The organism is Cellulosimicrobium funkei, from assembly GCF_900155925.1.
Taxonomy (GTDB): domain Bacteria; phylum Actinomycetota; class Actinomycetes; order Actinomycetales; family Cellulomonadaceae; genus Cellulosimicrobium; species Cellulosimicrobium funkei.
Genome location: NZ_FTMI01000004.1, coordinates 444,171 through 469,166, shown reverse-complemented (window position 1 = coordinate 469,166; position 24,996 = coordinate 444,171). Strand labels below are relative to the sequence as shown.

The 24,996-nt window shown below is 75.2% G+C and carries 22 protein-coding genes; 15 read left to right on the top strand and 7 right to left on the bottom strand.

The features are described from left to right. Positions 1 to 2 precede the first annotated feature (2 nt). Entirely contained in the window at positions 3 to 1,286 is a 1,284-nt protein-coding gene (locus tag BXA05_RS13110; protein ID WP_128957593.1) for a TadA family conjugal transfer-associated ATPase, read from the bottom strand. Positions 1,287 to 1,485: 199 nt separating this feature from the next. Between BXA05_RS13110 and BXA05_RS13105 the strand changes: the two genes are divergently transcribed. Beyond that, the gene (locus BXA05_RS13105) at positions 1,486 to 2,709 is read left to right on the top strand and encodes a pyridoxal phosphate-dependent aminotransferase (protein WP_076405274.1); all 1,224 of its coding nucleotides are present in this window, start codon (positions 1,486 to 1,488) and stop codon (positions 2,707 to 2,709) included. A gap of 6 nt (positions 2,710 to 2,715) precedes the next feature. Here the strand turns inward: BXA05_RS13105 and BXA05_RS13100 are convergent, their stop codons facing one another. Together BXA05_RS13100 and BXA05_RS13095 are read right to left on the bottom strand one after the other, a co-directional pair. After that, positions 2,716 to 4,083, bottom strand: a complete 1,368-nt coding sequence (locus BXA05_RS13100; protein WP_241005624.1) for an LCP family protein — start codon at positions 4,081 to 4,083, stop codon at positions 2,716 to 2,718. Between the two features lie 79 nt (positions 4,084 to 4,162). Further along, positions 4,163 to 5,398 (bottom strand): multidrug effflux MFS transporter, encoded by a 1,236-nt coding sequence (locus BXA05_RS13095; RefSeq protein ID WP_061267672.1) that lies wholly within the window; start codon positions 5,396 to 5,398, stop codon positions 4,163 to 4,165. Positions 5,399 to 5,532: 134 nt separating this feature from the next. On the opposite strand from BXA05_RS13095, the gene BXA05_RS13090 reads away from it, so the two are divergent. Then, the gene (locus BXA05_RS13090; RefSeq protein ID WP_061267671.1) at positions 5,533 to 6,300 is read left to right on the top strand and encodes an SOS response-associated peptidase; all 768 of its coding nucleotides are present in this window, start codon (positions 5,533 to 5,535) and stop codon (positions 6,298 to 6,300) included. Positions 6,301 to 6,354: 54 nt separating this feature from the next. Here BXA05_RS13090 and BXA05_RS13085 read toward each other — a convergent pair whose 3' ends face one another. Together BXA05_RS13085 and BXA05_RS13080 are read right to left on the bottom strand one after the other, a co-directional pair. Then, positions 6,355 to 7,437 carry an adenylate/guanylate cyclase domain-containing protein gene (locus BXA05_RS13085; RefSeq protein WP_369824877.1) on the bottom strand — a complete coding sequence of 361 codons (1,083 nt, stop codon included), beginning with the start codon at positions 7,435 to 7,437 and terminating at the stop codon, positions 6,355 to 6,357. A 131-nt stretch (positions 7,438 to 7,568) separates the two neighbouring features. Next, entirely contained in the window at positions 7,569 to 8,444 is an 876-nt protein-coding gene (locus tag BXA05_RS13080) for a biotin--[acetyl-CoA-carboxylase] ligase (protein WP_076405272.1), read from the bottom strand. 154 nt (positions 8,445 to 8,598) lie between these two features. On the opposite strand from BXA05_RS13080, the gene BXA05_RS13075 reads away from it, so the two are divergent. The 8 genes from BXA05_RS13075 (at position 8,599) to BXA05_RS13040 (ending at position 17,196) form a co-directional block, all read left to right on the top strand. Continuing rightward, complete coding sequence (locus BXA05_RS13075) at positions 8,599 to 10,230, top strand: acyl-CoA carboxylase subunit beta (RefSeq protein WP_076405270.1); 1,632 nt, start codon at positions 8,599 to 8,601, stop codon at positions 10,228 to 10,230. A gap of 61 nt (positions 10,231 to 10,291) precedes the next feature. After that, the gene (locus tag BXA05_RS13070; protein WP_076405268.1) at positions 10,292 to 10,801 is read left to right on the top strand and encodes a hypothetical protein; all 510 of its coding nucleotides are present in this window, start codon (positions 10,292 to 10,294) and stop codon (positions 10,799 to 10,801) included. After that, positions 10,798 to 11,064: an acyl-CoA carboxylase epsilon subunit gene (locus BXA05_RS13065; protein ID WP_244550457.1), complete on the top strand. Its 267-nt coding sequence runs from the start codon at positions 10,798 to 10,800 to the stop codon at positions 11,062 to 11,064. Before BXA05_RS13070 ends, BXA05_RS13065 begins: the two co-directional genes overlap by 4 nt. After that, entirely contained in the window at positions 11,061 to 11,774 is a 714-nt protein-coding gene (locus BXA05_RS13060) for a hypothetical protein (protein WP_076405266.1), read from the top strand. The genes BXA05_RS13065 and BXA05_RS13060 overlap by 4 nt, the downstream gene beginning before the upstream one ends. Positions 11,775 to 11,784: 10 nt before the next feature. After that, on the top strand, positions 11,785 to 13,527 hold the full coding sequence (locus tag BXA05_RS13055) for a DUF885 domain-containing protein (protein WP_076405264.1): 1,743 nt from the start codon (positions 11,785 to 11,787) through the stop codon (positions 13,525 to 13,527). Between the two features lie 72 nt (positions 13,528 to 13,599). After that, complete coding sequence (locus BXA05_RS13050) at positions 13,600 to 14,520, top strand: AEC family transporter (protein WP_061267665.1); 921 nt, start codon at positions 13,600 to 13,602, stop codon at positions 14,518 to 14,520. A gap of 35 nt (positions 14,521 to 14,555) precedes the next feature. Next, positions 14,556 to 15,215 (top strand): Maf family protein, encoded by a 660-nt coding sequence (locus BXA05_RS13045; RefSeq protein WP_009863138.1) that lies wholly within the window; start codon positions 14,556 to 14,558, stop codon positions 15,213 to 15,215. 181 nt (positions 15,216 to 15,396) lie between these two features. Beyond that, complete coding sequence (locus BXA05_RS13040; RefSeq protein WP_233140235.1) at positions 15,397 to 17,196, top strand: acetyl/propionyl/methylcrotonyl-CoA carboxylase subunit alpha; 1,800 nt, start codon at positions 15,397 to 15,399, stop codon at positions 17,194 to 17,196. A 148-nt stretch (positions 17,197 to 17,344) separates the two neighbouring features. Here BXA05_RS13040 and BXA05_RS13035 read toward each other — a convergent pair whose 3' ends face one another. Further along, positions 17,345 to 18,643 (bottom strand): MFS transporter, encoded by a 1,299-nt coding sequence (locus BXA05_RS13035; protein ID WP_061267663.1) that lies wholly within the window; start codon positions 18,641 to 18,643, stop codon positions 17,345 to 17,347. Positions 18,644 to 18,751: 108 nt separating this feature from the next. Here BXA05_RS13035 and BXA05_RS13030 point away from each other — a divergent pair, with 108 nt between their 5' ends. From BXA05_RS13030 to BXA05_RS13015, 4 genes are all read left to right on the top strand, one after another. Next, positions 18,752 to 19,288, top strand: a complete 537-nt coding sequence (locus BXA05_RS13030) for an NUDIX hydrolase (protein ID WP_425291925.1) — start codon at positions 18,752 to 18,754, stop codon at positions 19,286 to 19,288. A gap of 91 nt (positions 19,289 to 19,379) precedes the next feature. Next, complete coding sequence (locus BXA05_RS13025; RefSeq protein WP_076405260.1) at positions 19,380 to 21,392, top strand: endonuclease/exonuclease/phosphatase family protein; 2,013 nt, start codon at positions 19,380 to 19,382, stop codon at positions 21,390 to 21,392. Between the two features lie 80 nt (positions 21,393 to 21,472). Beyond that, a complete protein-coding gene (locus BXA05_RS13020; protein ID WP_076405258.1) occupies positions 21,473 to 21,946 on the top strand; it encodes a hypothetical protein in 474 nt (157 codons plus the stop codon). A 1-nt stretch (position 21,947) separates the two neighbouring features. Next, positions 21,948 to 22,529 (top strand): shikimate kinase, encoded by a 582-nt coding sequence (locus BXA05_RS13015; protein WP_076405256.1) that lies wholly within the window; start codon positions 21,948 to 21,950, stop codon positions 22,527 to 22,529. 30 nt (positions 22,530 to 22,559) lie between these two features. Here BXA05_RS13015 and BXA05_RS13010 read toward each other — a convergent pair whose 3' ends face one another. Next, a complete protein-coding gene (locus BXA05_RS13010) occupies positions 22,560 to 24,023 on the bottom strand; it encodes an NAD(P)H-quinone dehydrogenase (protein ID WP_076405254.1) in 1,464 nt (487 codons plus the stop codon). A gap of 121 nt (positions 24,024 to 24,144) precedes the next feature. Here BXA05_RS13010 and BXA05_RS13005 point away from each other — a divergent pair, with 121 nt between their 5' ends. Then, positions 24,145 to 24,996, top strand: a complete 852-nt coding sequence (locus BXA05_RS13005; protein WP_043651298.1) for a purine-nucleoside phosphorylase — start codon at positions 24,145 to 24,147, stop codon at positions 24,994 to 24,996.

Sequence of the window (24,996 nt, the reverse complement as noted above, 5' to 3'; positions counted from 1 at the left end):
GGTCAGCCCACCCTCGTCGGCGCGGCGCCGTCGAGCACGTCGGCCCCGGCCGGGCCCGCCCGCAGGACCGCTGCCAGGTCGATGCCCGCGCGGGCGAAGCGCTCGGCGCGCGGCGGGAAACCGCCCGCGCGCACCAGACGGTCGCCCGAGCGGACGAAGATCTCCGCGGCCTCCACGACGCCCTGCTCGACGCGGCCCGTCACACCGAGGATCTCGCGCACGCCGCGACGCCCGTCGGCGTCGACGCCCAGGTGCACGACGAGGTCGATCGCGGACGCGACCGTCGGCACCACGAAGCGGTCCGAGACGTTCTCGCCCGCGAGCAGGGGCAGCGTGCACATCTTGGTGATCGCCTCCCGGGCGGAGTTCGCGTGGATCGTGCACATCCCCGGGACTCCGGCGTTCAGCGCGACGAGCAGGTCGAGGCTCTCCGCCTCGCGGACCTCGCCGATGACGATGCGGTCCGGGCGCATGCGCAGCGCCTCCTTCACCAGGCGCCGCAGGGGGATCTCGCCCGTGCCCTCGAGGCTCGGCTGCCGGCACTGGAGCGACACGACGTCGCGCACGGCGAAGCGCAGCTCGAACACCTCCTCGCACGTGACGACGCGCTGCGCGGGCGGGACCGACCCGGCGAGGGCGTTGAGCATCGTCGTCTTGCCCGCCTGCGTGGCTCCCGCGACGAGGATGTTCAGCCCGGCCCGCACGGACGCGTCGAGGAAGGCGGCGGCCTGGGGCGGGAGCGCGCCGAGCCGGACCAGGTCGTCCAGGTGCGACGCCCGGACGACGTGCTTGCGGATGTTCACCGCCCACTCGCTGCGCGTGACGTCGGGGATGACGACGTGCAGCCGCTCCCCGCCCGGCAGGCACGCGTCGACGAACGGGCTCGACAGGTCGAGCCGACGCCCGGACGACCGCAGCATCTGCTCCACGAGGTCGCGCACCTGCTGTGCCGTGAGGATCGTCGTCGTCAGCTCCGACGAGCCGCTGCGCGCCACGAACACCTGGGAGGGCGCGTTGATCCAGATCTCCTCGATCTCCGGGTCGTCGAGGTAGGGCTGGAGCGGCCCCAGCCCGGCGACGGCGTCGACGACCGCGCGACCGGCAGCGGCGGGGTCGGCGAGCGGCGCGACGGCCCCGAGCGCGCTGCGCGTCTCGTAGTCCGCGACGACGTCGCGCACGAGCTGGTCGACGGCCGCGCGGTCGCGCGCGGGGTCCACCCCGCGCCGTCGGACGAGCTCGCGCACCTCGCCCTCGAGCACGCCGACGGCGTGCGTGTCCGTAGACATGTCGAGCATTCCCCCTGCTCCGTCGGCCGGCTGCCCCGCCGGTCGTCAACGATCTGCGCCAGAGAGTAGGGCATGGACGCGCCCCCGTGAACCGCCCCTGTGGACAAGGTCGCGGGCGCCCCGGAATCCCGCGCCGTCGAGAGGGGACCCCCCTTCCGGCGTCCCACATCGTGGTCGTCGCGACGGCTAGGGTCGGGCCATGACGGACCTCCCGCCCGGCCGCTGGCAGGCCGCCGCGCGCGCCACGGGCCTCCTGGGCGCCGACGGCGCGGTCGCGGCGACGATCTTCGCCGAGATGACGGCGCTCGCGCAGCGCACCGGGGCGATCAACCTCGGGCAGGGCTTCCCGGACGTCGACGGCCCGGCCGCGGTGAAGCACGCCGCGGTGCGCGCGATCGAGGACGGCCACAACCAGTACCCGCCGGGCCCGGGCGTCCTCGAGCTGCGCAACGCCGTCGCGAGCCACCAGCTCCGCCACTACGGCCTGGACCCGGACCCGGAGACCGAGGTGCTCGTGACGACGGGCGCCACCGAGGCGCTCGCGGCGACGATCCTCGCGCTCGCCGGGCCGGGCGACGACGTCGTGACGCTGGAGCCGTTCTACGACTCCCACGCCGCGTGCATCGCGCTCGCGGGTGCGCGCCACGTCACGGTTCCCCTGCTCCCCGGCCCCGACCGCTTCCGGCTCGACGTGGACGCGCTGCGCGCCGCCGTCACCGACCGGACGCGCCTGATCGTCGTGAACTCGCCGCACAACCCGACGGGCACGGTCCTCGACCTCGACGAGCTCGACGCGATCGCCGCCGTCGCACGCCGGCACGACGTCGTGGTCGTCACGGACGAGGTGTACGAGCACCTGACGTTCGACGACGCCCGGCACGTGCCGATCGCGACGCTGCCGGGGATGCGGCAGCGGACGATCACCATCTCCTCGGCCGGCAAGACGTTCTCGTTCACGGGGTGGAAGGTGGGGTGGCTGCACGGCCCCGAGCCGCTCGTCACGGCGGTCCGCACGGTGAAGCAGTTCCTCACCTACACGTCGGGCGCGCCGTTCCAGCCCGCGATCGCCGACGCGCTCGCGGACGACGAGACCCCGCGCGCGCTCGCCGACTCGCTCGCCGCACGCCGTGACCTGCTGTGCGAGGGCCTGGTCCGCGCGGGGTTCGACGTCGTCGTGCCGCAGGGCACGTACTTCGTCATCGCCGACGGCGCCGCGCTCGGCGTCGAGGACGGCACCGCGCTGTGCCGCGAGCTGCCCGCCCTCGCGGGCGTCGTGGCCGTCCCCGTGAGCGCGTTCTGCACCCCGGGGTCGACGACGGCGCGCGCGCTCGCGTCGCGCGTCCGGTTCACGTTCGTCAAGCGCGAGGACGTCCTGCACGAGGCCGTGCGACGCCTGGCCGCGCTCGGCGCGTCGCGGCCCTGAGCGACGTCAGGGGCACACGCCGTCGCGTGGCGCTTCCGTCGCGCCGGCACCCGGGTCGGTCCCCGCTCCCGGGTCCGTCGCGCCCGTGCCAGGGTCGACGGCACCGGTCCCGGGGTCGGTGGTGCCCGGGTCGGTCCCCGCTCCGGGGTCGGTCGCGCCGTCCGCGGGGGCCGTGGCGTCGTCGCGCGGGTCCGTGACGGGCTCGTGGCCGGGCGGGGGTGCGTCGTCGATCAGCCGCTGCCAGATCGCGTCGGCCTCCGCCGTCCACTCGACGCGGTTGCGGTCGCTCGCCGCGTCCACGACGGGGACCTGGGTGAAGACGACCTCGGAGGGCTTGATGGCCCGCAGGCTGAACGCGAGCCCGGCGAGCGCCGTCGGGTCGGCGATGGTGGGGTCCGCGCTGATCGAGCCGAGCACGGCCTCGATGACCCCGTAGAGCTGGGGCGAGTTGGTGATGATGTTCTGCGAGAGCAGCTCGCGCACCGCCGAGTCGATGAACGCCTGCTGCCGGGCGATGCGCGTGAGGTCGGAGCCCATCTCGAGGCCCATGCCCTTGCCGTGCCGTGCCCGGAGGAAACCGATCGCCTCGTGACCGTTGAGCGTGTGCTCGCCGGCGGGCAGGTCGAGGGTGCCGTACCGCGGATCCTCCTTGATCGGCTCCGGGAAGCACATGGTCACGCCGTCGATCGCGTCGACCACGCCGACGACCCCGGTCATCTTGACCACGACATGGTTGGTGATGGGCACGCCCGTGAGGCTGTAGACCGACGAGATCGTGCAGCCGGCGGCCGCGTCCATGTCGTCGACGCCGCCCGACCCGATCTGGAACGCCTCGTTGAACATGGTGTTGCGGCGCGGCGAGGACATCGACCCGTCGGGAAGCTTGCACGCGGGCAGGTCGACGAGCGAGTCGCGCGGGATCGACACGACCTCCATGCGCGTGCGGTCGCCGGACACGTGCACGATGAACGTGGTGTCGGACCGCATTCCCTCCTCCTCGCCCGCGAGCGCGGCGTTCTCGGCGTCGCGGTAGTCCGTGCCCATGACGAGGATGTTGAGCGCCTTGCCGGCGAACGGGTCGGACGGGTCCTTCGGTGGTTCCTCGGTCGGCATGCCGACCACGTACTCGGACACGTCGCTCACGGTGATCTTCGACTTGAGGTCGAGGTACACGGCTCCGGCGCCGACGGCCAGGAAGACGAACGCGCCGGTGAGGACCAGCCCGATCGCCCGGGCGACGCGGTGCGAGCGGAGCGCGCGGGCGTGGTGCGGGCCCCCGGCGGGCTTGTCCGTCGCCCCCTTGCGGGAGCGTGTCTCCTGCGTCGCGCGGGACCTCGCGCGTGCGGGCGGCGAGGCGGGGGCGGTCTTCGGCACGGTCCGAGAGTAGAGGGTCGGGCGCGAATGCGTGCGCCGGACCAGCGGGAGGACGTGTGAAAGGGCGGCGAAGACCGGGTCAGACGGGCGTGTGCCAGCCCCCGCGGCGGAACGCCGGCGTGGCGAGCGCGAGCACGAGGATCGACGCGACGACCGCCCCGAGCATGACGGTGGACATCGCGACGGCGTCACCGCCGAGGACGCCGACGAGCGGGCTCACGAGCCCCGCGACGCCTGCCTGGAACGCGCCGATGACCGCGGCGGCGGTGCCGGCGATCTCGCCGTGCCGGGTCAGCGCGAGCGCGGAGGCGTTCGCGGGGATGAGGCCCTGCATCGACAGGACGAGGAACAGCGCGGCGACGATCCCGACGATCCCGCCCGCCCCCGTCAGGGCGACCACGAGGAGGCCGACGGCGAACACGCCCTGCACGACGAGCGCCGTCCGCAGCAGCCGCACGGGTGCGACGCGGCGGACGAGCGCGGCGTTCGCCTGCGCCGACAGCACGAGCCCGATGCCGTTCACGGCGAACAGGAGCGCGAACTGCCCGTGGCTCAGCCCGTACCCCTCCTGCAGGACAAAGGGTGAGCCGACGACGTAGCTCATGAGGACGGCCTGCCCGAGGCCGGGGAGCACGGCGAGCGCGACGAAGTGCCGGTCGCGCAGGAGGCCTGCGTACCCGCGCAGGACGGTGCGCGCCCCGGCGGGGCGACGCCGCTCGAGCGGCAGGGACTCGGGCATGAAGAACAGGACGATCGCGCCCAGGACGACGCCGCCGAGCGCGAGGACCCAGAAGACCGCCCGCCAGGTGGCGTGCGCGCCGATGAACGACCCGATGGAGGGCGCGAGGAGCGGCGCGAGCCCGATGACGAGCATGAGCCGCGACAGGACGCGCGCGGCGTCGGACCCGGTGAACCGGTCGCGGATGGCGGCGATCGCGACGACGGACGCGGACGCGTTGAAGAACCCCTGGAGCACGCGCAGGCCGACGAGGATGCCGATGTTGGGCGCGAACGCGCACAGGAGCGACGTGACGACGTGCAGCGAGAGCCCGACGAGCACGGGCAGACGACGGCCGTAGCGGTCGGAGAGCGGCCCGATGACGAGCTGCCCGACCGCGCCACCGAGGAGCATGCCGGACAGCGTGAGCTGCGCGAGGGAGTCGGGCGCACCGAGCTCGGCGCCCACCTCGGGCAGGAGCGGGAGGTACATGTCCACCGTGAGCGCGGGCAGCGTGGCGAGCGCGCCGAGGAGCAGGACCCAGCGGGCGGACGATCTCGGTCGGGGCACGGCGGGGTCGACCGAGGAGGGTGGCATGACTCCCATCGTAACGATTCGATCGCGTGCGGACCGGGCTTCCGGGCGTGACCCTGCTCTCCCCCGGCGGCCCTCCCCGTGCGCGCGCCCGCCGGCCCGGCGCGAGCGTGGGTGGCGTGCGGCACCCTGGAGGCATGTGCGGACGCTATGCCTCCTTCCGGGACGCCCAGGACCTCGCGGACGAGTTCGCGATCGCCGACGTGGCCGACGACGCGCGCCTCCTCCCGCCGTCGTGGAACCTCGCACCGACGGACCCGGTGCGGATCGTCGTCGAGCGCGCCGCGAAGGACACGGGAGAGGTGCGCCGCTCGCTGCGGCTCGCGCGCTGGGGCCTCGTGCCGTCGTGGTCGAAGGACCCGAAGGGCGGCGCGCGGATGATCAACGCGCGCGCGGAGTCGATCCTGGACAAGCCGGCGTTCGCCAAGCCGTTCGGCGTGCGACGGTGCCTCGTGCCCGCCGACGGCTACTACGAGTGGCGCGTCCTGCCCGACGGCGCGTCCCCCGCCGGGTCCGCGGGCGCGCCGGCGCGCCGGGGCAAGGTCCCCAAGCAGCCGTACTGGATCGCGCCCGGCGACGGGCGCAGCGCCGCGTTCGCGGGGCTCTACGAGTTCTGGCGCGACCGCACCAAGGCGGACGACGACCCGGACCGCTGGCTCGTCTCGACGACCATCATCACGACCGACGCGGCGCCCTACCTCGCCGAGATCCACGACCGCATGCCGCTCGCCCTGCCGTCCGACGCCTGGGACGCGTGGCTCGACCCGGCGGTCGACGCGCGGGGCGCCGCCGACCTCCTCGGGCTCGGCGGCCCGCACGACGACGTCCCCATGGTCGCGCGCGAGATCTCGACCCTGGTCAACTCGGTGACGAACGACGGCCCGGGGCTCCTCGAGGCCGTCTGACCGGGCCCTGCGCTGGCGGGCGGACGTCGGCGACCGCGCGCCCGGCGCAGCCGGTCAGCCGCGGTAGGCCCACTGGAGGCGCACGGGCTCGATCGTGCCGAGACCCTGCACCTCCGTCTCGGGCTGCGCCGTGAGCGCGAACCGCTGGTCGCCGGCGAGCAGGCCCGCGGTCTCGCGGTCGACGAGCACGGTCGTCGGGTCGGCGATGTCGACCAGTCGCGCCGCGAGGTTGACGCTCGGGCCGAACACGTCGCCGAACCGCGACAGCACGCGTCCCCACACGAGGCTCACGCGCACGGGCGGCACGTCGACGTCCTCCTCGCGTCCGCCCGCCGCGGCCAGGCCGAGCGCGACGCGCGCGCCGGTCGCGACGTCGTCGGCCACGTAGAGCACCGCGTCGCCGATCGTCTTGACGACGCGACCGCCCGCCGCGGTGATGACGTCGCGCGCGCTCGTCTCGAAGAGCTGCACGAACTCGGCGAGCTCGCTCGAGCCGAGCCCGCGCGTGCGCTGCGTGAAGGAGACGATGTCCGCGAACCCGACCGCACGCGGGAGCGGGAGCTCGTGCTCGTCGACCGCGGTCGCGCGGGCGTCGGAGAACTCGACCGCGAACCTCCCGGCGACGGCCGCGAGCTGGCGCCGCCACGCGTGCAGGAGCTGCTCCTCGAGGACGGGCGCGAGCTCGGGCAGCCGGTCGAGCACGAGCAGGCGCGCGCTCGTGTCGTCGAGGTCGAAGCGCCGCGTGAGGTGCTCGACGAGCGCCTCGACCTGCCACAGCACGAGGCGCTCGGTCGTGTGCCCCGTCGAACGGATGAGCGTCGTGAGCGCGCGCTGGTCGAGCTGCTCCTGCTCGGCGAACGCGAACACGTCCGCGAGCGCCTGCGCGTCGCGCTCGGTGAAGGCGTGCTCCTCGCCCTCGGTGAGCGGGAGGCCGAGCGCCTGCCAGTAGGCGCGGACGCGGTCCTCGTCGACGCCGGCCCGCTCGGCGAGCCGTTCGACGGTCAGGGTGCGGGGTCCGCCGAGGAGCGCCTCGTCGAGCACCGCCTCGGTCGCCTCGGCCTCGGTGGTCGGCGCGCCGTCCTCCGCGGTCGTCGCGGACGGTGCGGGGGCGAGCTCGTTCTCCGGGTCCACTGGCACCCGGCGATCCTATTCCTCGGTCGGGCTCGTCGACGTCGGCAGGCGCACGCGAGATCGGCACGCACGACCGCCGATCCGGCCGCGGACCGCCGATCTCGGGGGGCCGTCGGGGCCGGTCAGGCGTGGGCCGGTCAGGCGTGGGGGCGCAGGTGGTGCACGTCGCCGCTGTGGTGGACGGTCGTCGTGCCGTCGTCGAGGCGGACCTCGAGGCCGCCGTCGGGGGCGAGCCCGGTCGCGAGCCCGACGACGTCCCCGCCCGCGACGCGCTCGACGCGCACGCGCGTGCCGAGCGTCGCGCTGACCTCGGCGCAGTCGGCGTCGAGCCCGGCGGCGTGCGCGTCGCCCCCGGCGTCCTGCCAGCGCGCGAGGACCTCGCCGAAAGCCTCGTGCAGCGCGACGAGCACGACCTCCCGGTCGGTGGTCGCGGCTCCGGCGAGGGCGAGCGAGGTGGCGGTCGGGACGGGCAGCTCGTCGCGCCGCTGCGCGACGTTGAGGCCGACGCCGACGACGACCCCGCCGTCGGGCAGCACCTCGGCGAGGATGCCGGCGACCTTGCGCAGCGGTGCGGGCTCGCCCGCGCCGGGGTCGGGGACGAGGACGTCGTTGGGCCACTTGACGACGGCCTCGACGCCGGCGGTGGCGCGCAGCGCGCGGGCGGTCGCGAGCCCGGCGAGCAGCGGGAGCCAGCTCAGGGCCTCGCGCGGCACGTCGGGCCGCAGGAGGAGGGAGCCGAGCAGGGCGGTGCGGGGCGGCGTCGTCCACGAGCGGCCGAGCCGGCCGCGGCCCCCGGGCTGGTGCTCGGCGACGAGGAGCGCGGGAGCGGGCCACGCCGCCGGGTCGCGCGCGACGGCGTCCGCGAGCTCCGCGTTGGTGGACGCGGACTCGGGCACGACCTCGAGCCGGGCGAGCGGCCCGGCGGGCGCCACGAGCAGCTCGCGCAGGAAGTCGGCCCGCAGCGGGGGTCGCTCGTCGCCGGACGGGGTCTCGGGGTCGTGCGCGGTCGCCATGCCCGCCATCCTCGCGCACCGCGCGGGCGCCGCACGAGGCGGGGACCGGCCGACCTGCGACCGGCCGAGTTGTGGGTACCCACCAACCCAGGCCCCCGCGGTGCTGGCGGCGGCCGCATCGAGTGGGTGCGATCCTCCAACTAGGCTCGGGTGCGTGACGGACTCTGCGACGACCTCGCCCGCGACGACCGAGAGCGCCGACGCGCCCCGCCCCACCGGGACCGCGGCGAAGCTCGCCGACCTCGACCGCCGTCGTGCGGAGGCGGTCGGGCTGCCCGAGGAGGCAGCGCGGACCAAGCAGCACGCGCGCGGCAAGAAGACGGCCCGCGAGCGCATCGACGCGCTCCTCGACGAGGGGAGCTTCGTCGAGCTCGACGCGTTCGCGAAGCACCGCTCCCACAACTTCGGTCTGGAGAAGAAGCGGCTGGCGGGCGACGGCGTCGTCGTCGGTCACGGCACGATCGACGGCCGCCAGGTGTGCGTGTACTCGCAGGACTTCACGGTGTTCGGCGGCAGCCTCGGCGAGGTCCACGGGCAGAAGATCACCAAGGTGCAGGACCTCGCGCTGCGCACCGGGGTGCCGCTCATCGGCATCTCCGACGGCGGCGGGGCCCGCATCCAGGAGGGCGTCGCGGCGCTCACGCAGTTCGCGGAGATCTTCCGCCGCAACGTCGCGTCGTCGGGCGTGATCCCGCAGATCTCGCTCATCCTCGGCCCGAGCGCGGGCGGCGCGGTGTACTCCCCGGCCCTCACGGACTTCATCGTCATGGCCGACAAGACGTCGAACATGTTCATCACCGGGCCGGACGTGATCCGCGCGGTGACGGGCGAGGACGTGGGCTTCGAGGAGCTCGGGGGCGGCCTGACACACAACGAGAGGTCCGGTGTCGCGCACTACCTGGGCAGCGACGAGGACGACGCGATCGACTACGTGCGCCACCTCGTGTCGTACCTGCCGCAGAACAACCTGTCGGACGCGCCGTCGTTCCTGCCCGACGACGTCGAGCTCGCGGTCACGGAGGAGGACGAGGAGCTCGACGCGCTCGTCCCGGACTCGGACTCGCAGCCGTACGACATGCGCACGGTGATCGAGCACGTGCTCGACGAGGGCGCGTTCCTCGAGGTGCAGCCCCTGTTCGCGAAGAACGTGCTGGTCGGGTTCGGGCACGTGGAGGGCCAGTCGGTCGGCGTCGTCGCGAACCAGCCGCTCGCGATGGCGGGCACGCTCGACATCGACGCGGCCGAGAAGGCGGCGCGGTTCGTGCGCACGTGCGACGCGTTCAACATCCCCGTGCTCACGCTCGTGGACGTCCCGGGCTTCCTGCCGGGCGTCGACCAGGAGCACCAGGGCATCATCCGCCGCGGCGCGAAGCTCATCTACGCCTACGCGGAGGCCACGGTCCCGCTCGTCACGGTCATCACGCGCAAGGCGTACGGCGGCGCCTACATCGTCATGGGGTCCAAGCAGCTCGGCGCGGACGTCAACCTCGCGTGGCCGACGGCGCAGGTCGCCGTCATGGGCGCGGGCGGCGCGGTGAACATCCTGCAGCGCGCGGCGCTCAAGCGGACGGCCGACGCGGGCGACGACGTCGAGGCGGAGCGCGCGCGCCTCGTCGCCGAGTACGAGGACGCGATCGTCAACCCGTGGGACGCCGCGGAGCGCGGCTACGTGGACGCGGTGATCCGCCCGTCCGAGACGCGCGTGCAGGTGGTGCGTGCGCTGCGGGCGCTGCGGACCAAGCGCGCGAGCCTGCCGCCCAAGAAGCACGGCAACATCCCCCTGTGAGCGTCGCGGACCGCACGCCCCCGACGACCCGCCGCACGAGCGGCCCGAGAGAAGGACGGTCATGAGCCACGAGGACGCCACGCACGGCCCCGCGCCGCTCGGCGCTGTCGACCCGGCACCGATGCACGCCGTCGTCGACGCGCTCGCCGCGGCGCTGCACGAGTACGTCGGCACCGCCGTGGGGGTGCGCGCCGAGTTCGGGGCGTCGGAGGCGGACGAGGACCCGCGCGTCCTCGCGCTCGAGGCGCGCGTCGGCGCGCTCAACGCCCAGCTCTTCGACGTGCTGCACGAGGCGCTCGGCATCCACCCCGACCTCACGTCGTCCGTGTGGGAGCCGACGGAGGGCGAGGAGGCCGACGACGCGGACGCCGCGCCCGCGGACCTGGAGGACGACACGTTCACCCTGGAGTACGTCGTCGTCTCGCGCCCCGGCGGCCCGGACCTGGACGACGTCGTCGGGCTGCTGGACTCGTGGGGCCACGAGGCGCAGGCGCGCCTCACCGAGGCGGGCTACGACGTCCCGGAGTGGGGCGTGGGCCGCGGCACGGACGAGCACGAGGACGACGCGTGAGCGAGCAGCAGCCGGTGGGCGCCACCCCGAGCGTGCGCGTCGTGCGCGGCGCCCCGGACGAGCTCGAGGTCGCCGCGCTCGTGGCCGGGCTGGCGGCGGCGGCCGCGGCCGGTGACGAGCCCGACGACGTCGCGCCCGTGGACGAGTGGACCAACCGGGCGCGCGTGCTGCGCGGGACGGGCGATGGCGCGACGGCGAAGAGCTTCGGTGGGCGCTCGGGACGGCACAACGCCGACTCCTGGCGCTGGAGCCTGCGCTCGTGACGACGCCCGGCACCTCCCCGCGCGTGCGTCGGCTGCCCGAGCGGGCGGTGCTCGTGGAGCAGGCTCCGACGGCCGACGCCGTCGAGACCGACCCGACGGCGCTGCCGCCCGTCGCGCCCGTCGCGGCGTGGCGACGCTGGGCCTGGGCGGTCGCCTTCGTGCCGACGGTCGCGCTCCTCGTCTACCAGCGCGCGAGCGCGTCGCGCGGCTGGCCCGTGCCGGAGGCGCTCGTCGTCGTCGCGACCTTCGGCCTGCTGCTGACGGCCGTGCTCGCGCTCGTGCGCTACCAGGACGACCGCGCCACGGCGCGCCTCGCGCGCGGTCGCGACGCGCTGCTCGCCGCCCCCGTCCGGGCCACGGGCACGCTCACCGTGCCCGCACCGGCCACCGACGCCCCGCAGCCCGGTGCGCACGACGTGCGCGGGACGCTCGTCGTCACGACGAGCTCGGGCGCGGCGACGGCGCGCCCGGTGCGCGTCGTCGCGCCCACCGGCACGGCGGGCCCGCGCCCGGGTGACCCGGTCGCCGTCTGGCACGCGACCGACGACGAGGACGCGACCGGCGTGCTGCTCGTGCGCTACCACCGTGACTGGGCCGACGACCTGCTCGCCGCGCTGCGCGGGGGACGCCCGGTCGCGGGCGACGGGGCACCTCAGGACGGGCCGAAAGTCCCGGAGGATCCGACGGAGCGCCCGCCCCGCGCCGAGTAGTCTCGTCCGGGTGAGCGACACCACCACCACCCCCGCCGGCGCCTCCGCCGGGACCCCCGACCGCACTCCCACGCCGATCGACGCCGTCGCCGAGGCGTACGTCACGCAGGTCGCCGAGCTCGACCCGCTGGCCGCCACCTCGATGGGCCTGTCCGGCTACGACCACCTCGTCACCGACCTGTCCCCCGCCGGGCACGAGGCGCGCGCCGAGGCCGACCGCGCGGTGCTGCGCGAGCTCGACGGGCTCGAGCCGGTCGACCACGTCGACCGCGTCACCCTCGCGGCGATGCGCGAGCGCATCGGCCTGCAGCTCGAGCTGCACGAGGCCGGCGAGCCGCTCGCGAGCCTCAACAACATCGCGTCGCCCGTGCAGGAGCTGCGCGACGTCTTCGACATCATGCCGACGGGCACGGTCGAGGCGTGGGAGAACATCGCGGCCCGCCTGAACGGCCTTCCCGGCGCGATCGACGGCTACATGGCGTCGCTCGCGGAGGCGGCGTCGCGCGGCAACGTCGCCGCGATCCGCCAGGTGCGGATCGGCGTGGCGCAGTCACGCGAGCTCGCCGACCCGCAGGGCTCCTTCTTCACGACGTTCGTCTCGGGCCCCGAGGCCGACGCCGTCCTCGACGACTCCGCCGCGTGCTCGCTCGTGCGCAAGGAGCTCGAGCACGGCGCCGCCGCCGCGCGCGAGGCGTACGGCCGGCTCGCGGACTTCCTCGAGACGACCCTCGCCCCGCAGGCCCGCACCGAGGACGCCGTCGGCCGCGAGCGCTACGCCCTCTTCTCGCGCACGTTCCTCGGCGCCGAGGTCGACCTCGACGAGACGTACGCGTGGGGTCTGGAGGAGCTCGCGCGCGTCGTCGCGGAGCAGGAGGAGATCGCGCGCCGCATCGCCGGCCCCGGCGCGAGCGTCGAGGACGCGGTCGCGGCGCTGGACGCCGACCCGAGCCGCAAGCTGCTCGGCACGGACGCGCTCAAGGCCTGGATGCAGGAGACCTCGGACGCCGCGGTCACCGCGCTGAACGGCGTCCACTTCGACATCCCGGCGCCGGTGCTCGACCTCGAGTGCATGATCGCGCCGACGCAGACCGGCGGGATCTACTACACCCCGCCGAGCGACGACTTCTCCCGCCCGGGCCGCATGTGGTGGTCCGTGCCCGCGGACGTCACCGAGTTCAACACGTGGCGCGAGAAGACGACCGTCTACCACGAGGGCGTCCCCGGCCACCACCTGCAGTGCGGCCAGGCCGTGTACGCGCGCGCGACGCTCAACACGTGGCGCCGCCTCGCGTGCTGGGTCTCGGGCCACGGCGAGGGCTGGGCCCTGTACGCGGAGCGCCTCATGGCGGACCTCGGGTTCCTCGACGACGACGGCGACCGCCTCGGCATGCTCGACGCGCAGCGCATGCGTGCCGCGCGCGTCGTGCTCGACATCGGCGTGCACCTCGGGCTCCCCGCCCCGCAGGAGTGGGGCGGTGGCACGTGGGACGCCGACAAGGCGCTCGCGTTCCTGCGCGCGAACGTCAACATGCCCGACTCGTTCGTGCGGTTCGAGCTCGACCGCTACCTCGGCTGGCCGGGGCAGGCGCCGTCGTACAAGGTCGGGCAGCGCCTGTGGGAGGCCACGCGCGACGACGCGCTCGCCGCGGCGCAGTCCCGCGGCGAGCAGTTCGACGCGAAGGCGTTCCACGAGCGTGCGCTCAACCTCGGCTCCGTGGGCCTCGACGTGCTGCGCGACGCGCTCTCGTCGTGACCCCCGCGCACGGCCGGCCCGGGACGGCGGCGCGCCGTCCCGGGCCGGTGGGCGCCCGGGTGCTCTGAGCCCATGGGCGCCGTCCTCACCGGCTTCGCGGTCATCGCCGTCGTCGTGGCCGCCGGGTACGTCACCGCACGTCTCGACGTCGGGGGCCCCGACGCACGGACCGCGCTCAACCGCGTCGGATTCTTCGTCGCGAGCCCGGCGCTGCTGTTCACCGTCCTCGCCCGGGCCGACGTCGGCGCGCTGTTCCATGCGCCCCTCGCGGTGGCCGCGACCTCCGCCGTCGTCACGGCCGGCGTCTTCGTGGCCGTCGACCGGCTCTGGCTGCGGCTGCCAGCCCCGGAGGCGACGGTCGGCGTCGTCGGCTCGGGATACGTGAACGCGAACAACATCGGCCTGCCCGTCGCGGTCTACGTGCTGGGCGACGCGACGGCCGTCGTGCCGGTGCTCCTGCTCCAGCTCCTCGTGCTCGCGCCACTCACGCTGCTCGTGCTCGACGCGACGACGACCGGACGGACGTCGTGGCGGCTCGTGCTCGCCCAGCCCGTGCGCAACCCGATCATCCTCGGGTCGCTCGCGGGCGCCGTCGTCTCCGTGAGCGGCTGGACGCCGCCGGTCGCGGTCATGGCCCCGCTCGACATCCTCGGCGGCGCCGCGATCCCCATGATCCTGCTCGCGTTCGGCATGTCGCTGCACGGCACGCGCCCGCTCCGGCGCGGCGAGCCGCGCGCGGCCGTCGGCGTCGCGAGCGCCGCGAAGCTCGTCGTGATGCCGGTGGTCGCGTTCGTCGTCGCCCGGCTCGTGCTCGGGCTCGACGACGCGGCCGTCGCCTCGGCGGTCACGCTCGCCGCGCTGCCCACCGCGCAGAACGTCTACAACTACGCGGCACGGTTCGGGCGCGGCGAGATCCTCGCGCGCGACACGATCCTCGTCACGACGGTCGGCTCGCCCGTCGTGCTCCTCGCTGCCGCGCTGCTCCTGGCGTAGCCGGGGCCGAGAGCCGCGCCGGGTAGTCTGCGCGGGTGCTCCGACTGCTCCTCGCCTCCCGCTCCCCCGCCCGCCTCGCGACGCTCCGTGCGGCCGGCGTCGACCCGCTGGTGCGCGTGTCCGGGGTCGACGAGGACGCCGTGCTGCGCGACGCCGCCGCGGAACGTGGCGGGCTCGCGCCCGTCGACGCCGTGCTCGTGCTCGCGCGCGCCAAGGCGGAGGAGGTCGTGCGCACGCTCGACGCGACCGCCCCAGGGACGCCGGAGGACGACGCCGCGCTGCTCGTCGGGTGCGACTCGATGCTCGAGCTCGACGGCGAGGTGCTCGGCAAGCCCGCCGACGCGGACGACGCGCGCGCCCGCTGGCGCGCCATGCGCGGCCGGGCCGGCGTCCTGCACACCGGGCACTGGCTCGTGGACCTGCGCCCGGCCGACGCCGGGGGGACGGGTGCGGCGGTGGGCGCGACGAGCTCGACCGTCGTGCACTTCGCCGACCTCACCGACGACGAGATCGACGCGTACGTCGCCACCGGCGAGCCGCTCCACGTGGCCGGCGCGTTCACGGTCGACGGCCTCGGCGGCCCGTACGTCGAGCGGATCGAGGGCGACCACCACGGCGTCGTCGGGATCAGCCTGCCGCTCGTGCGGTCGCTCCTGCGCGAGGTCGGCGTGGCCTGGCACGCGCTGCGCGCCTGACGCGCTGCGCGGCGCCCGTTGTCGAGGCCGGACAACGCCGCGCACCTCACGAAGCCCAGGGACGGGCCGCTATGGAGGTTTCCGACAACCGCCCTCGGCGCGGCTTGGTTTGTTCTCCAATCTTGTCCGGTACCGCGCGCAGGAGCGTGAACCGCGCCGTGCGCACGCGTTACCGTGAGCCGTGCCCGCGAACCCCACCCGCCCCCTGAGCAAGGTCCTCGTCGCCAACCGTGGCGAGATCGCCGTCCGGATCGTGCGCGCGTGCGCCGACGCCGGCATCGCGTCCGTCGCGGTCTACGCCGACCCCGACCGCCAGGCCCTGCACGTGCACCTCGCCGACGAGGCGTTCGCGCTCGGCGGCACGCGCGCGGCCGAGACCTACCTCGACATCGCGAAGCTGCTCGACGTCGCGCGCCGCTCCGGCGCCGACGCCGTGCACCCCGGGTACGGCTTCCTCGCCGAGAACGCCGAGTTCGCGCAGGCCGTGCTCGACGCCGGGCTCGTCTGGATCGGCCCGCCGCCCGCCGCGATCGACGCGCTCGGCGACAAGGTCAGCGCCCGCCACATCGCGCACCGTGCGGGCGCCCCCCTCGTGCCCGGCACGCCCGACCCGGTCGCCGACGCGAGCGAGGTCCACGCGTTCGCGGCCGAGCACGGGCTGCCCATCGCGATCAAGGCAGCGTTCGGCGGCGGGGGCCGCGGCCTCAAGGTCGCGCGCACCACCGACGAGATCGACGAGCTCTACGAGTCCGCCGTCCGCGAGGCGACCGCGGCGTTCGGGCGCGGCGAGTGCTTCGTCGAGCGGTACCTCGACACCCCCCGGCACGTCGAGACCCAGTGCCTCGCCGACGAGCACGGCACGGTCGTCGTCGTCTCCACGCGCGACTGCTCGCTCCAGCGTCGCCACCAGAAGCTCGTCGAGGAGGCTCCCGCGCCGTTCCTCAGCGCCGCGCAGGAGGCCGAGCTGTACAAGGCGTCCGAGGCGATCCTCCGGGAGGCCGGGTACGTGGGCGCCGGGACGTGCGAGTTCCTCGTGGGCGCCGACGGCACCATCTCCTTCCTCGAGGTCAACACCCGCCTGCAGGTCGAGCACCCCGTCTCCGAGGAGGTCACCGGCATCGACCTCGTGCGCGAGCAGCTGCGCATCGCCGCCGGGGAGCCGCTCGGGTACACCTCCACGCAGGTGCGCGGCCACTCGATCGAGTTCCGCATCAACGGCGAGGACCCGGCGGCCAACTTCCTCCCCGCCCCGGGGCGCATCACGCGCCTGCGCTTCCCGTCCGGGCCGGGCGTGCGCGTCGACTCCGGCGTCGTCGAGGGCGACACGATCTCCGGCGCGTTCGACTCGATGATCGCCAAGCTCGTCGTCACCGGCGCCACGCGCGAGCAGGCCGTCCAGCGCGCCCGCCGCGCCCTGCGCGAGCTCGAGGTCGAGGGCATCCCGACCGTCGTCCCGTTCCACCGGGCCGTGCTCGACGCCGAGGCGTTCGTCCCCACCGACGACGAGCCGTTCCGCGTGCACACCCGGTGGATCGAGACCGAGTTCGCCGACCGGCTCGCCACGCTCGCGCCCGCTCCCGCCGCGCCCGCGGACGAGGACGACGAGCCGCTCGCGACCGAGCGCGTCGTCGTCGAGGTCGGCGGCAAGCGGCTCGAGGTCGTGCTGCCCGCCGGGCTCGGCATGGCCGCCGGGCGTGCCCGCACCGCGAACGCCGCCCGACGCCCCGCGCGCCGCAGCGCCGCGAAGTCCAACGGCGGCGGGTCCGGCACGACGCTCGCCTCGCCCATGCAGGGCACGATCGTCAAGGTCGCCGTGGCCGACGGCACCCAGGTCGCCGAGGGCGACCTCGTCGTCGTGCTCGAGGCGATGAAGATGGAGCAGCCCCTCCTCGCCCACCGCGCCGGCACCGTCCGTTCGCTCTCGGCGACCGCGGGCGCGAGCGTCAGCTCGGGCACCGCCATCTGCGAGATCGTCGACTGACCTGCGCGTCCCACCCCGGCACCTTGTCGGGGTGGACGCGGTCGTCCCGAGATCGGCACCTCCGACCGAGCTCGGCACCCGAGGTCGAGTTCGGTAGCACCGACTGCCGATCCTGACCGCGGGTGCCGAGCTCGCCGTCTGCCTGCTGTCAGCCGGGCTGGGCGGCGGCGCGCATCGCCCGCCGTCCTGAGGGCAGCGCGACGGCGACGGTCACGACGACGAACATGAGGACCCCGGAGACGACGAGCAACGACTCGACGGAGAAGCGGTCCGCGAGCGGGCCGAACACGACCATGCCGAGCGGCATCGAGACCGCCATGACGATGCCGACGAACCCGAAGACCCGGCCCTGGCGCTCCGGCTCGACGGTCTCCTGGAGCACGGTCATCGACGTCGTGGAAAAGGGCGGCACGGAGAGCCCGAGCAGGAACATGAAGACGAAGAACACCCACATGTTCGTCGAGACGCCCATCGCGACCGACAGCAGGCCGAAGACGAACGTCGAGCCGACGATCATCGCGATCCGGTTCTTGAGGCCGCCCCAGGTCGCGAGCAGCACGCCCCCGAGGAGCATCCCGACGGAGAACGCGACCTCGTTGACAGTGAGCTTCCAGACCTCCTCGCCGAAGGTGCGCGCGACCATGAGCGGCGTGAGGTACGACGGCGCGACGATGAGCAGGAACACGACGGCGTAGAGGCCCAGCACCCACCGGACGAACGGGTGCGACCCGAGGTAGCGGAACCCTTCGACGAGGTCGTCGAAGTACCCGGCGCGCTCACCCGCGGCGGCGCGCGCGAGGGTCGGGACGGGCACGAGCAGGAGGAGCCCGATCCCGATCGCGGCGGTGACGACGTCGACGAAGAACACGGCGACCAGGGACAGGCTCGCGTACAGGGCCGCAGCGACCGCGGGGGCGAGGAGCATCATCGCGGACTGGATCGACTGGTTGATGCCGTTGACCCGCAGGAGCCTGCTCGTGGGCACGATCTGCGGGAGCAGCGCCGCGACGGCCGGGGTCTGGACGCCGGCGCCCGTCGAGCGGACGGCTAGCGCGGCGTAGATGAGCCAGAGGTCGTCGGCCCCGCCGAGCATGAGGAGCGCGAGCGCCAGCGTCGTCACGGCGATCGTGGCGTCGGCGGCGATCACGAGCACCTTGCGGTTCACCCGGTCCGCCCACACGCCGCCGAAGATGGAGACGACGGCCTGCGGCAGGAACCCGAACAGCGTGCTCAGCGCGAGCACCGAGCCGGACTTGGTCTCGATCGTCAGGTGCCACATGACGGCGTACTGGACGAGCATCGAGCCGAACAGGGAGACCGTCTGCCCCGAGAGGAACACCGCGGTGTCCCGGCGCCACCGGGGCCGGGCGAGCGTGTCGTCCTCGGCGGGACGGTCGACGGCGTCCGCGGGCGCGGCGTCGGTGTTCTCGTACGGCGTATGGCTCACCCGGACATCGTGCCGGGCGCCACCCACACGGTCCACGGAATTCGCCGACGGCGCACCGCCGCGCGCGGCGGGGCACGGCACCGGGCTGGCAGCATGGGGCTCGTGACGATCCCGACCGCCCCCCGCGACCCCGACGAGCCGCCGACCCGGCTCCCCCGCCACCTCCAGCCGGGCGACGGCTGGGTCGAGTGCGCGTGCGGACGTCGGCACTGGGGGCTGTTCGGGGCGGCCGGGCTGCTGCTCGCCCGGCGCGACGGCACCGGGCGGCCGACCGACGTCGTGCTCCAGCACCGGGCCCCGTGGTCCGACCAGGGCGGGACGTGGGGCGTGCCGGGGGGCGCCGTCGGGCCGGACGAGACCGCCGCGCAGGGAGCCCTGCGCGAGGCGGAGGAGGAGGCAGGGATCGACCCCGCGGCCGTGCGCGTCGTGGGCGAGCGCGTGCTCGACCACGGCCCGTGGCGGTACACGACGGTCCTCGCCGAGGTCGTGGACGGCACGCCGGTCGAGCCGCGTGCGACCGACGCCGAGAGCATCGAGGTCCGGTGGGTCCCCGTCGACGACCTCGCGGGCCTCGACCTCCTCCCGGCCTTCGCGGACGCCTGGCCGGGGCTGCGTGCCCTGCTCGAGGGCCCGTCCGAGGACTGAGGGCCCGGGCGGCGTCCCGAGCACCGACGCCGCCCGCCCGCACGCCGGCCGTCCTGTGCCGGGCGCGCCCGGGGCGGTAGCGTCACACCTCGTGAACCCCGCGCCGGCCCCCGTCGTCCCGCGCGACCGCGCCGACCTCGCCCTCCTGCTCCTCGTCGTCACGGTCACGGCGACGGTGGTCGAGCTCGTGCGGTCGAGCGGCCCGCTGCTCGACCACGCGTTCTCCGCGGGGGTCGTCACCGTGGCCCTGACGGCCCTCGCGACGTACGCGGCGCCGGGGCTGCTCGTCGCGATGATCGCCGCGCGGCTCGAGCTCACCGGCCGCGTCGTGCTGCTCGCCGTCTCCGCGCTCGTCGTGGCGCGGCTCGTGCTCCAGGCGCTCGGCACGGCGATCGCCTCGGGCGCGGACCTCGGGCTCGTCCGGTACGGCGTGGGCCTGGCGACCGTCGCGCTCGGGATAGGCGTGCTCGTCCTCGTGGCGGGGTTCGCGAGCGGCGCCCGCCCCGGCGCGGCCGACGGCCTCGCGCGGGGCCGCCTCGTGGCCCTGGGCGTCGTGCTCGGCGCGCTCCTCGCCGCGGCGCTGAGCGCGGCCCTGGGCACGTGGGACGCCTACTGGCGGGTCGACGTCGGCGCGTGGGTCGTGACGGCCGCCATCACGGGGGCGGCGCTCGCCTGCGCGTGGGTGCTGCGCCGGCGCGACGCCCTGCCGGGGTCGCGCGGGCTGTGGGTGCTCGGCCAGTTCGTCGCGCTCGCCGTGCAGGTGCTGGCCAACCCGGCGTTCGCGGCGGCGCAGACGGGCGTCTCGCTCCCGTTCGCGGTCACCGGGCTCGCCGTCGCCGCGCTGCTCACGGCCTGGGCCGTCCCGCGACCCGCGCGGTCCCGGCCCGGTGTGTGGCTCCCGCCCGCGGTGCTCGTGGTGGGCGTCGCCGTCGTCCTGCTCGCGGTCCCCCGGGTCGACGGGCCGGGAGCGTGGGGCTGGGTGCTCCTCGCCCTGCTCGTGCTGCTGGTCCCGGTCGCGGGGCGCACGCTCGCCCTCGCGCTGACCCGCCCGGCGCTGCCGCTCACGTGGCTCCGGCTCGCCGGCGCCGCGAGCGCCGCGGGTCTCGGCGTCGCCGTCCCGCTGCTGGGCTACCAGCTCGAGTACGACGTGCCGCTGCCGTTCCCTCACACCCTGCTGCCCGTCGCGGCCGCGCTCGCGGTGGCCGTCCCCGCCGTGGTCGCGGGGAGGCGTGCGCACCGCGCCGCGCCGACCCCGGACGACGAGCGGCCCGCCCCTCGGGAGCGCGGGCCGCTCGCGCTCGCCCTCGGGGGCGCGGTCGCGCTGCTCGCGCTCGTCGGCGTCTCCCAGGTCCACGTGCCGACGACGACGTCCGCCGTCGCCGACTACCCGGTGGGCGACCTCCGGCTGCTGGACTGGAACCTGCACTACGGCGTGAGCGCCGACCCGTCGGTCCGGCTCGACGAGATGGCGGCGACGATCACGGAGTCCGGGGCCGACGTCGTGACGCTCCAGGAGGTGTCCCGCGGCTGGGTGCTCGGCGGCGGCGCCGACATGGCGACGTACCTCGCGCGCGCGACCGGCATGCGGGTCGTCTTCGCGCCCGCGGCCGACCGCCAGTTCGGCAACGCGATCCTCTGGGACCCGCTGCGGGGCGACCTCACCGACGTCGTGCGCCACGCCCTCCCCTACGGCGCCGGTCCCCAGGAGCGCTCGGCCGTCTCCGCGACGGTCGACGCCGCGGGCGTCCCGGTGCGCGTCACGTCGGTGCACGTGCAGCACCGGGAGGAGAACACCCCGACCCGGCTCGACCAGCTCGACGCGCTCCTCGCCGCGGAGCCGGTCGGGGACGCGTACGTCCTGGCGGGCGACCTCAACGCGGAACCCGGCTGGGACGAGATCGCCCTCCTCGAGGACGCCGGTCTCGAGAGCGGGCAGGACGTCGCGGGCGACCCCGCGGCGCTCACGTCGCCCGCCGTGGCCCCGGCGCACCGGATCGACTGGGTTCTCGGCTCCCCCGCGGTGACGTTCCGGTCGGTCGAGGTCCTCGACGTCACGGCGTCCGACCACCGCCCGCTGCTCGCCGAGCTCCGCGCGCAGGACTGAGACCGTCCCGGCCACCTCGGCCCGGGATCCCGGCGCCCGCGGCCTGACCCGGGCGCGGGGCGGCGGGTTAGGGTCGACGGGTGCGCATCGAGCTGACCGTGACCGAGGCCGTCGAGATCGCCCGCGCGACGGGCGGCCTGCCGCCGTACGTGCGGTCGGTCGCGAGCGAGGGCGACGACGTGCGGGTCGTCGTCGACCTGCGCGAGGTGCCCGACCCGCCGTCGGCCCTCCGGCTCGCGGCCCGGCTCGTCCCGGTCGTCCGCGCGACGCTGCGCGTGGAGTCCGTCGTCGCGGGCACCGCGGTGCTCGCGGTAGAGGCGAGCGCCGCCGGTCTGCCCGCCCACAAGCTTCTCGGCTTCGTCGAGGCGCCGCTGCAGGGCGCGCTGCGCTCGCGCGGTCTGCCGCCCGAGGCCGTGCGCGTGCTGCCCGAGGCGCGCGTCGCGGTCGACGTGCAGGCGCTCCTGGGCGGCGTGCTCGAGCACACGTTCCCCGGCTTCCAGCTCACCGAGCTCGCGTGGTCGGACGGGAGCCTGCGTCTCGACGGACGGCTCTGACGTGCCGGACGCTCGTCCCCCGGCGCCCGTCCTCGTCCTGCTCGGTCCCGCGGCGACCGGCAAGTCGACGCTCGGCGCGCTCGTCGCGCAGCGGCTCCGGGTGCCGTTCGTCGACCTCGACACCGTGGCCGACCGCTACTACCCGGAGGTCGGCTGGAGCGTCGAGCGGCTCGTCGAGCGCGTCGGCGTCGTGGGCCGCGTGGCGGCCGAGCGCGAGTGGGAGCCGGCCCGCGCGCACGCGACGGAGCGCGCGGTCGCGGAGCACCCGGGCTCGGTGCTGGCGCTCGGCGCGGGGCACGCGTCGTACACCGACCCCGTGCAGCTCGCCCGCGTCCGCGCCGCGCTCGCGTCCGTCCCCCACGTCGTCCTCGTGCTGCCGAGCACCGACCGCGAGCACGCGCTCGGCGTGCTGCGCGCCCGTTCCCTCGCCGCCAAGGGCACCGACTGGCGACCCGCGGGGCACGACTTCCTCGCCGAGTGGTTCGACGACCCGGGCACGCGGAGCCTCGCGCACCGCACGCTCGTCACGGGCACCGAGGACCCCGCCGCGAGCGCCCGTCGGCTGGTCGCCGCGCTCGGCTGAGGCGCCGCGCCCGCCGGGACCGCCGAGTGCTCAGTCCTCCCGGTGGTGCAGCATGCGCGCCACCTCGGCGATCGAGCCGCTGAGCGACGGGTAGACGGTGAAGGCCGACGCGACGTCGTCGACCGTGAGGCGGTGCGAGACCGCGAGCGTGATGGGGAACACGAGCTCGCTCGCGCGCGGCGCGACGACCACGCCGCCCAGCACGACCCCCGCCTCCGGGTGGGCGAACAGCTTGACGAAGCCGTCGCGCATCCCGAGCATCTTGGCGCGCGGGTTGCGCGCGAGCGGCAGGACGGTCGTGACGTACTTGCTGCTCTGCGCCTTGAGCTGCTCCTCGCTGTACCCGACGGTCGCGATCTCGGGCGCGGTGAAGATGTTCGCCGCGACGGTGCGCAGCTTGATCGGCACGACGGCGTCGCCGAGCGCGTGCGACATGGCGACGCGGCCCTGCATCGCCGCGACGGACGCGAGGGGCAGCACGCCGGTGCAGTCGCCCGCGGCGTAGATCCCGCGCACCGACGTGCGCGACACCTTGTCGACCTCGACGTGCCCGCTGGGCGTGAGCCGGACCCCGGCCTCCTCGAGGCCGATGCCGCTCGTCGAGGGGATCGCGCCGACGGCGATGAGCACGTGCGAGCCCTCGACGACGCGGCCGTCGGAGAGCGTGACGCGGACGCCGTCCGCGGTGCGCTCGGCGGACTCGGCGCGCGAGCGTGACATCACCGTCATGCCGCGCGAGCGGAACACGCCCTCGAGCAGCTCGGCGGCGTCGGCGTCCTCGCCGGGGAGCACGCGGTCACGGCTCGACACGAGCACGACGTCCGAGCCCAGCGCGTTGTACGCGCCCGCGAACTCGGCGCCGGTGACGCCCGACCCCACGACGACGAGCCGTTCCGGGAGCTCGGAGAGGTTGTAGAGCTGCGTCCACGTGAGGATGCGCTCGCCGTCGGGCTGCGCGGTGGGCAGCACGCGCGGCGTCGCGCCGAGCGCGAGCAGGATGACGTCGGCGTCGAGCACGAGCGGGCCGTCGGTGCCGTCGGGCGCGTCGACCACGACGCGCTCGGGGCCGTCGAGCCGGCCCTCCCCGATGACGACGCGCACGCCTTCGCGCTCGAGCCGCGCGTGGATGTCGGCGGACTGCGCCGCCGCGAGCGCCATGACGCGCGTGTTGACGGCCTCGAGGTCGACGATGTGCCGCCGCATCGCGGGGTGCTGCGCCTTGGCCGTGTCGACGGGGAGGCGGATGCCGAGCTCGGCGGCGCGCTCGGCGATCGTCATCCAGTCGGCGGTGGCGATGAGCGTCTTCGAGGGCACGACGTCCGTCAGGACGGCCGCGCCGCCGAGCCCGTGGCGCTCGACGACGGTGACGTCGGCGCCGAGGCGACGGGCGACGAGGGCGGCCTCGTAGCCGCCGGGCCCACCCCCCACGACGACGATGCGGGTGCTGTCCGGGGCGGTCGAGGAGTCCATGCTCACGTGCGTCACGCCGGACATTCTGTCAGGCCGTCGCGTCCCTCGGTGTCAGCATGCGAGACGTCGCGGCAGGTCCGGCGCGCCGCACGGGACGGCGGTGCTCGTCAGGTCGCGGGCCCGGGGACGGACTAGCCTTGCGACCATGACGACGACGCCTCCGAGCACACCCCCGCTCGACGATCCCGCGACCGACCCCTTCCTCGTGGCCCGGGCCGCGGCCGACCACATCGCGCAGGCCACCGGGGTCGAGGGCCACGACATGGCCCTCGTGCTCGGGTCGGGCTGGGGCGGCGCCGCGGAGCTGCTCGGCGAGGTCGTCGCGGAGGTCCCGACGCACGAGATCCCCGGCTTCTCCGCACCCGCGGTCGCGGGCCACCTCTCGGTGACGCGGTCCATCCGGGTCGAGCGCGCCGACGGCTCCGTGCGGCACGCCCTCGTGCTCGGCTCGCGCACGCACCTGTACGAGGGCAAGGGGGTGCGCGCCGTCGTGCACGGCGTGCGCACGGCCGCCGCGACGGGCGCGGAGACGCTCATCCTCACGAACGGCTGCGGCGGGCTCAACCAGGAGTGGGGCGCGGGCACTCCCGTCCTCCTCTCCGACCACATCAACCTCACGGCCCGCAGCCCGCTGGAGGGGCCGACGTTCGTCGACCTGACCGACGTGTACTCGCCGCGCCTGCGCGAGCTCGCGCACCGCGTCGACCCGACGCTGCCCGAGGGCGTGTACGCCCAGTTCCCCGGGCCGCACTACGAGACGCCCGCCGAGGTGCGGATGGCCGGGGTCCTCGGCGCCGACCTCGTCGGCATGTCCACGACGCTCGAGGCCATCGCGGCCCGGCACTGCGGCCTGGAGGTGCTCGGCGTCTCGCTCGTGACGAACCTCGCCGCCGGGATCAGCCCGACGCCGCTCTCCCACGCCGAGGTCATCGAGGCCGGCCAGGCCGCGGGACCCCGGATCAGCGCCCTCCTGGCCGACATCGCGAAGCTGGTGTGA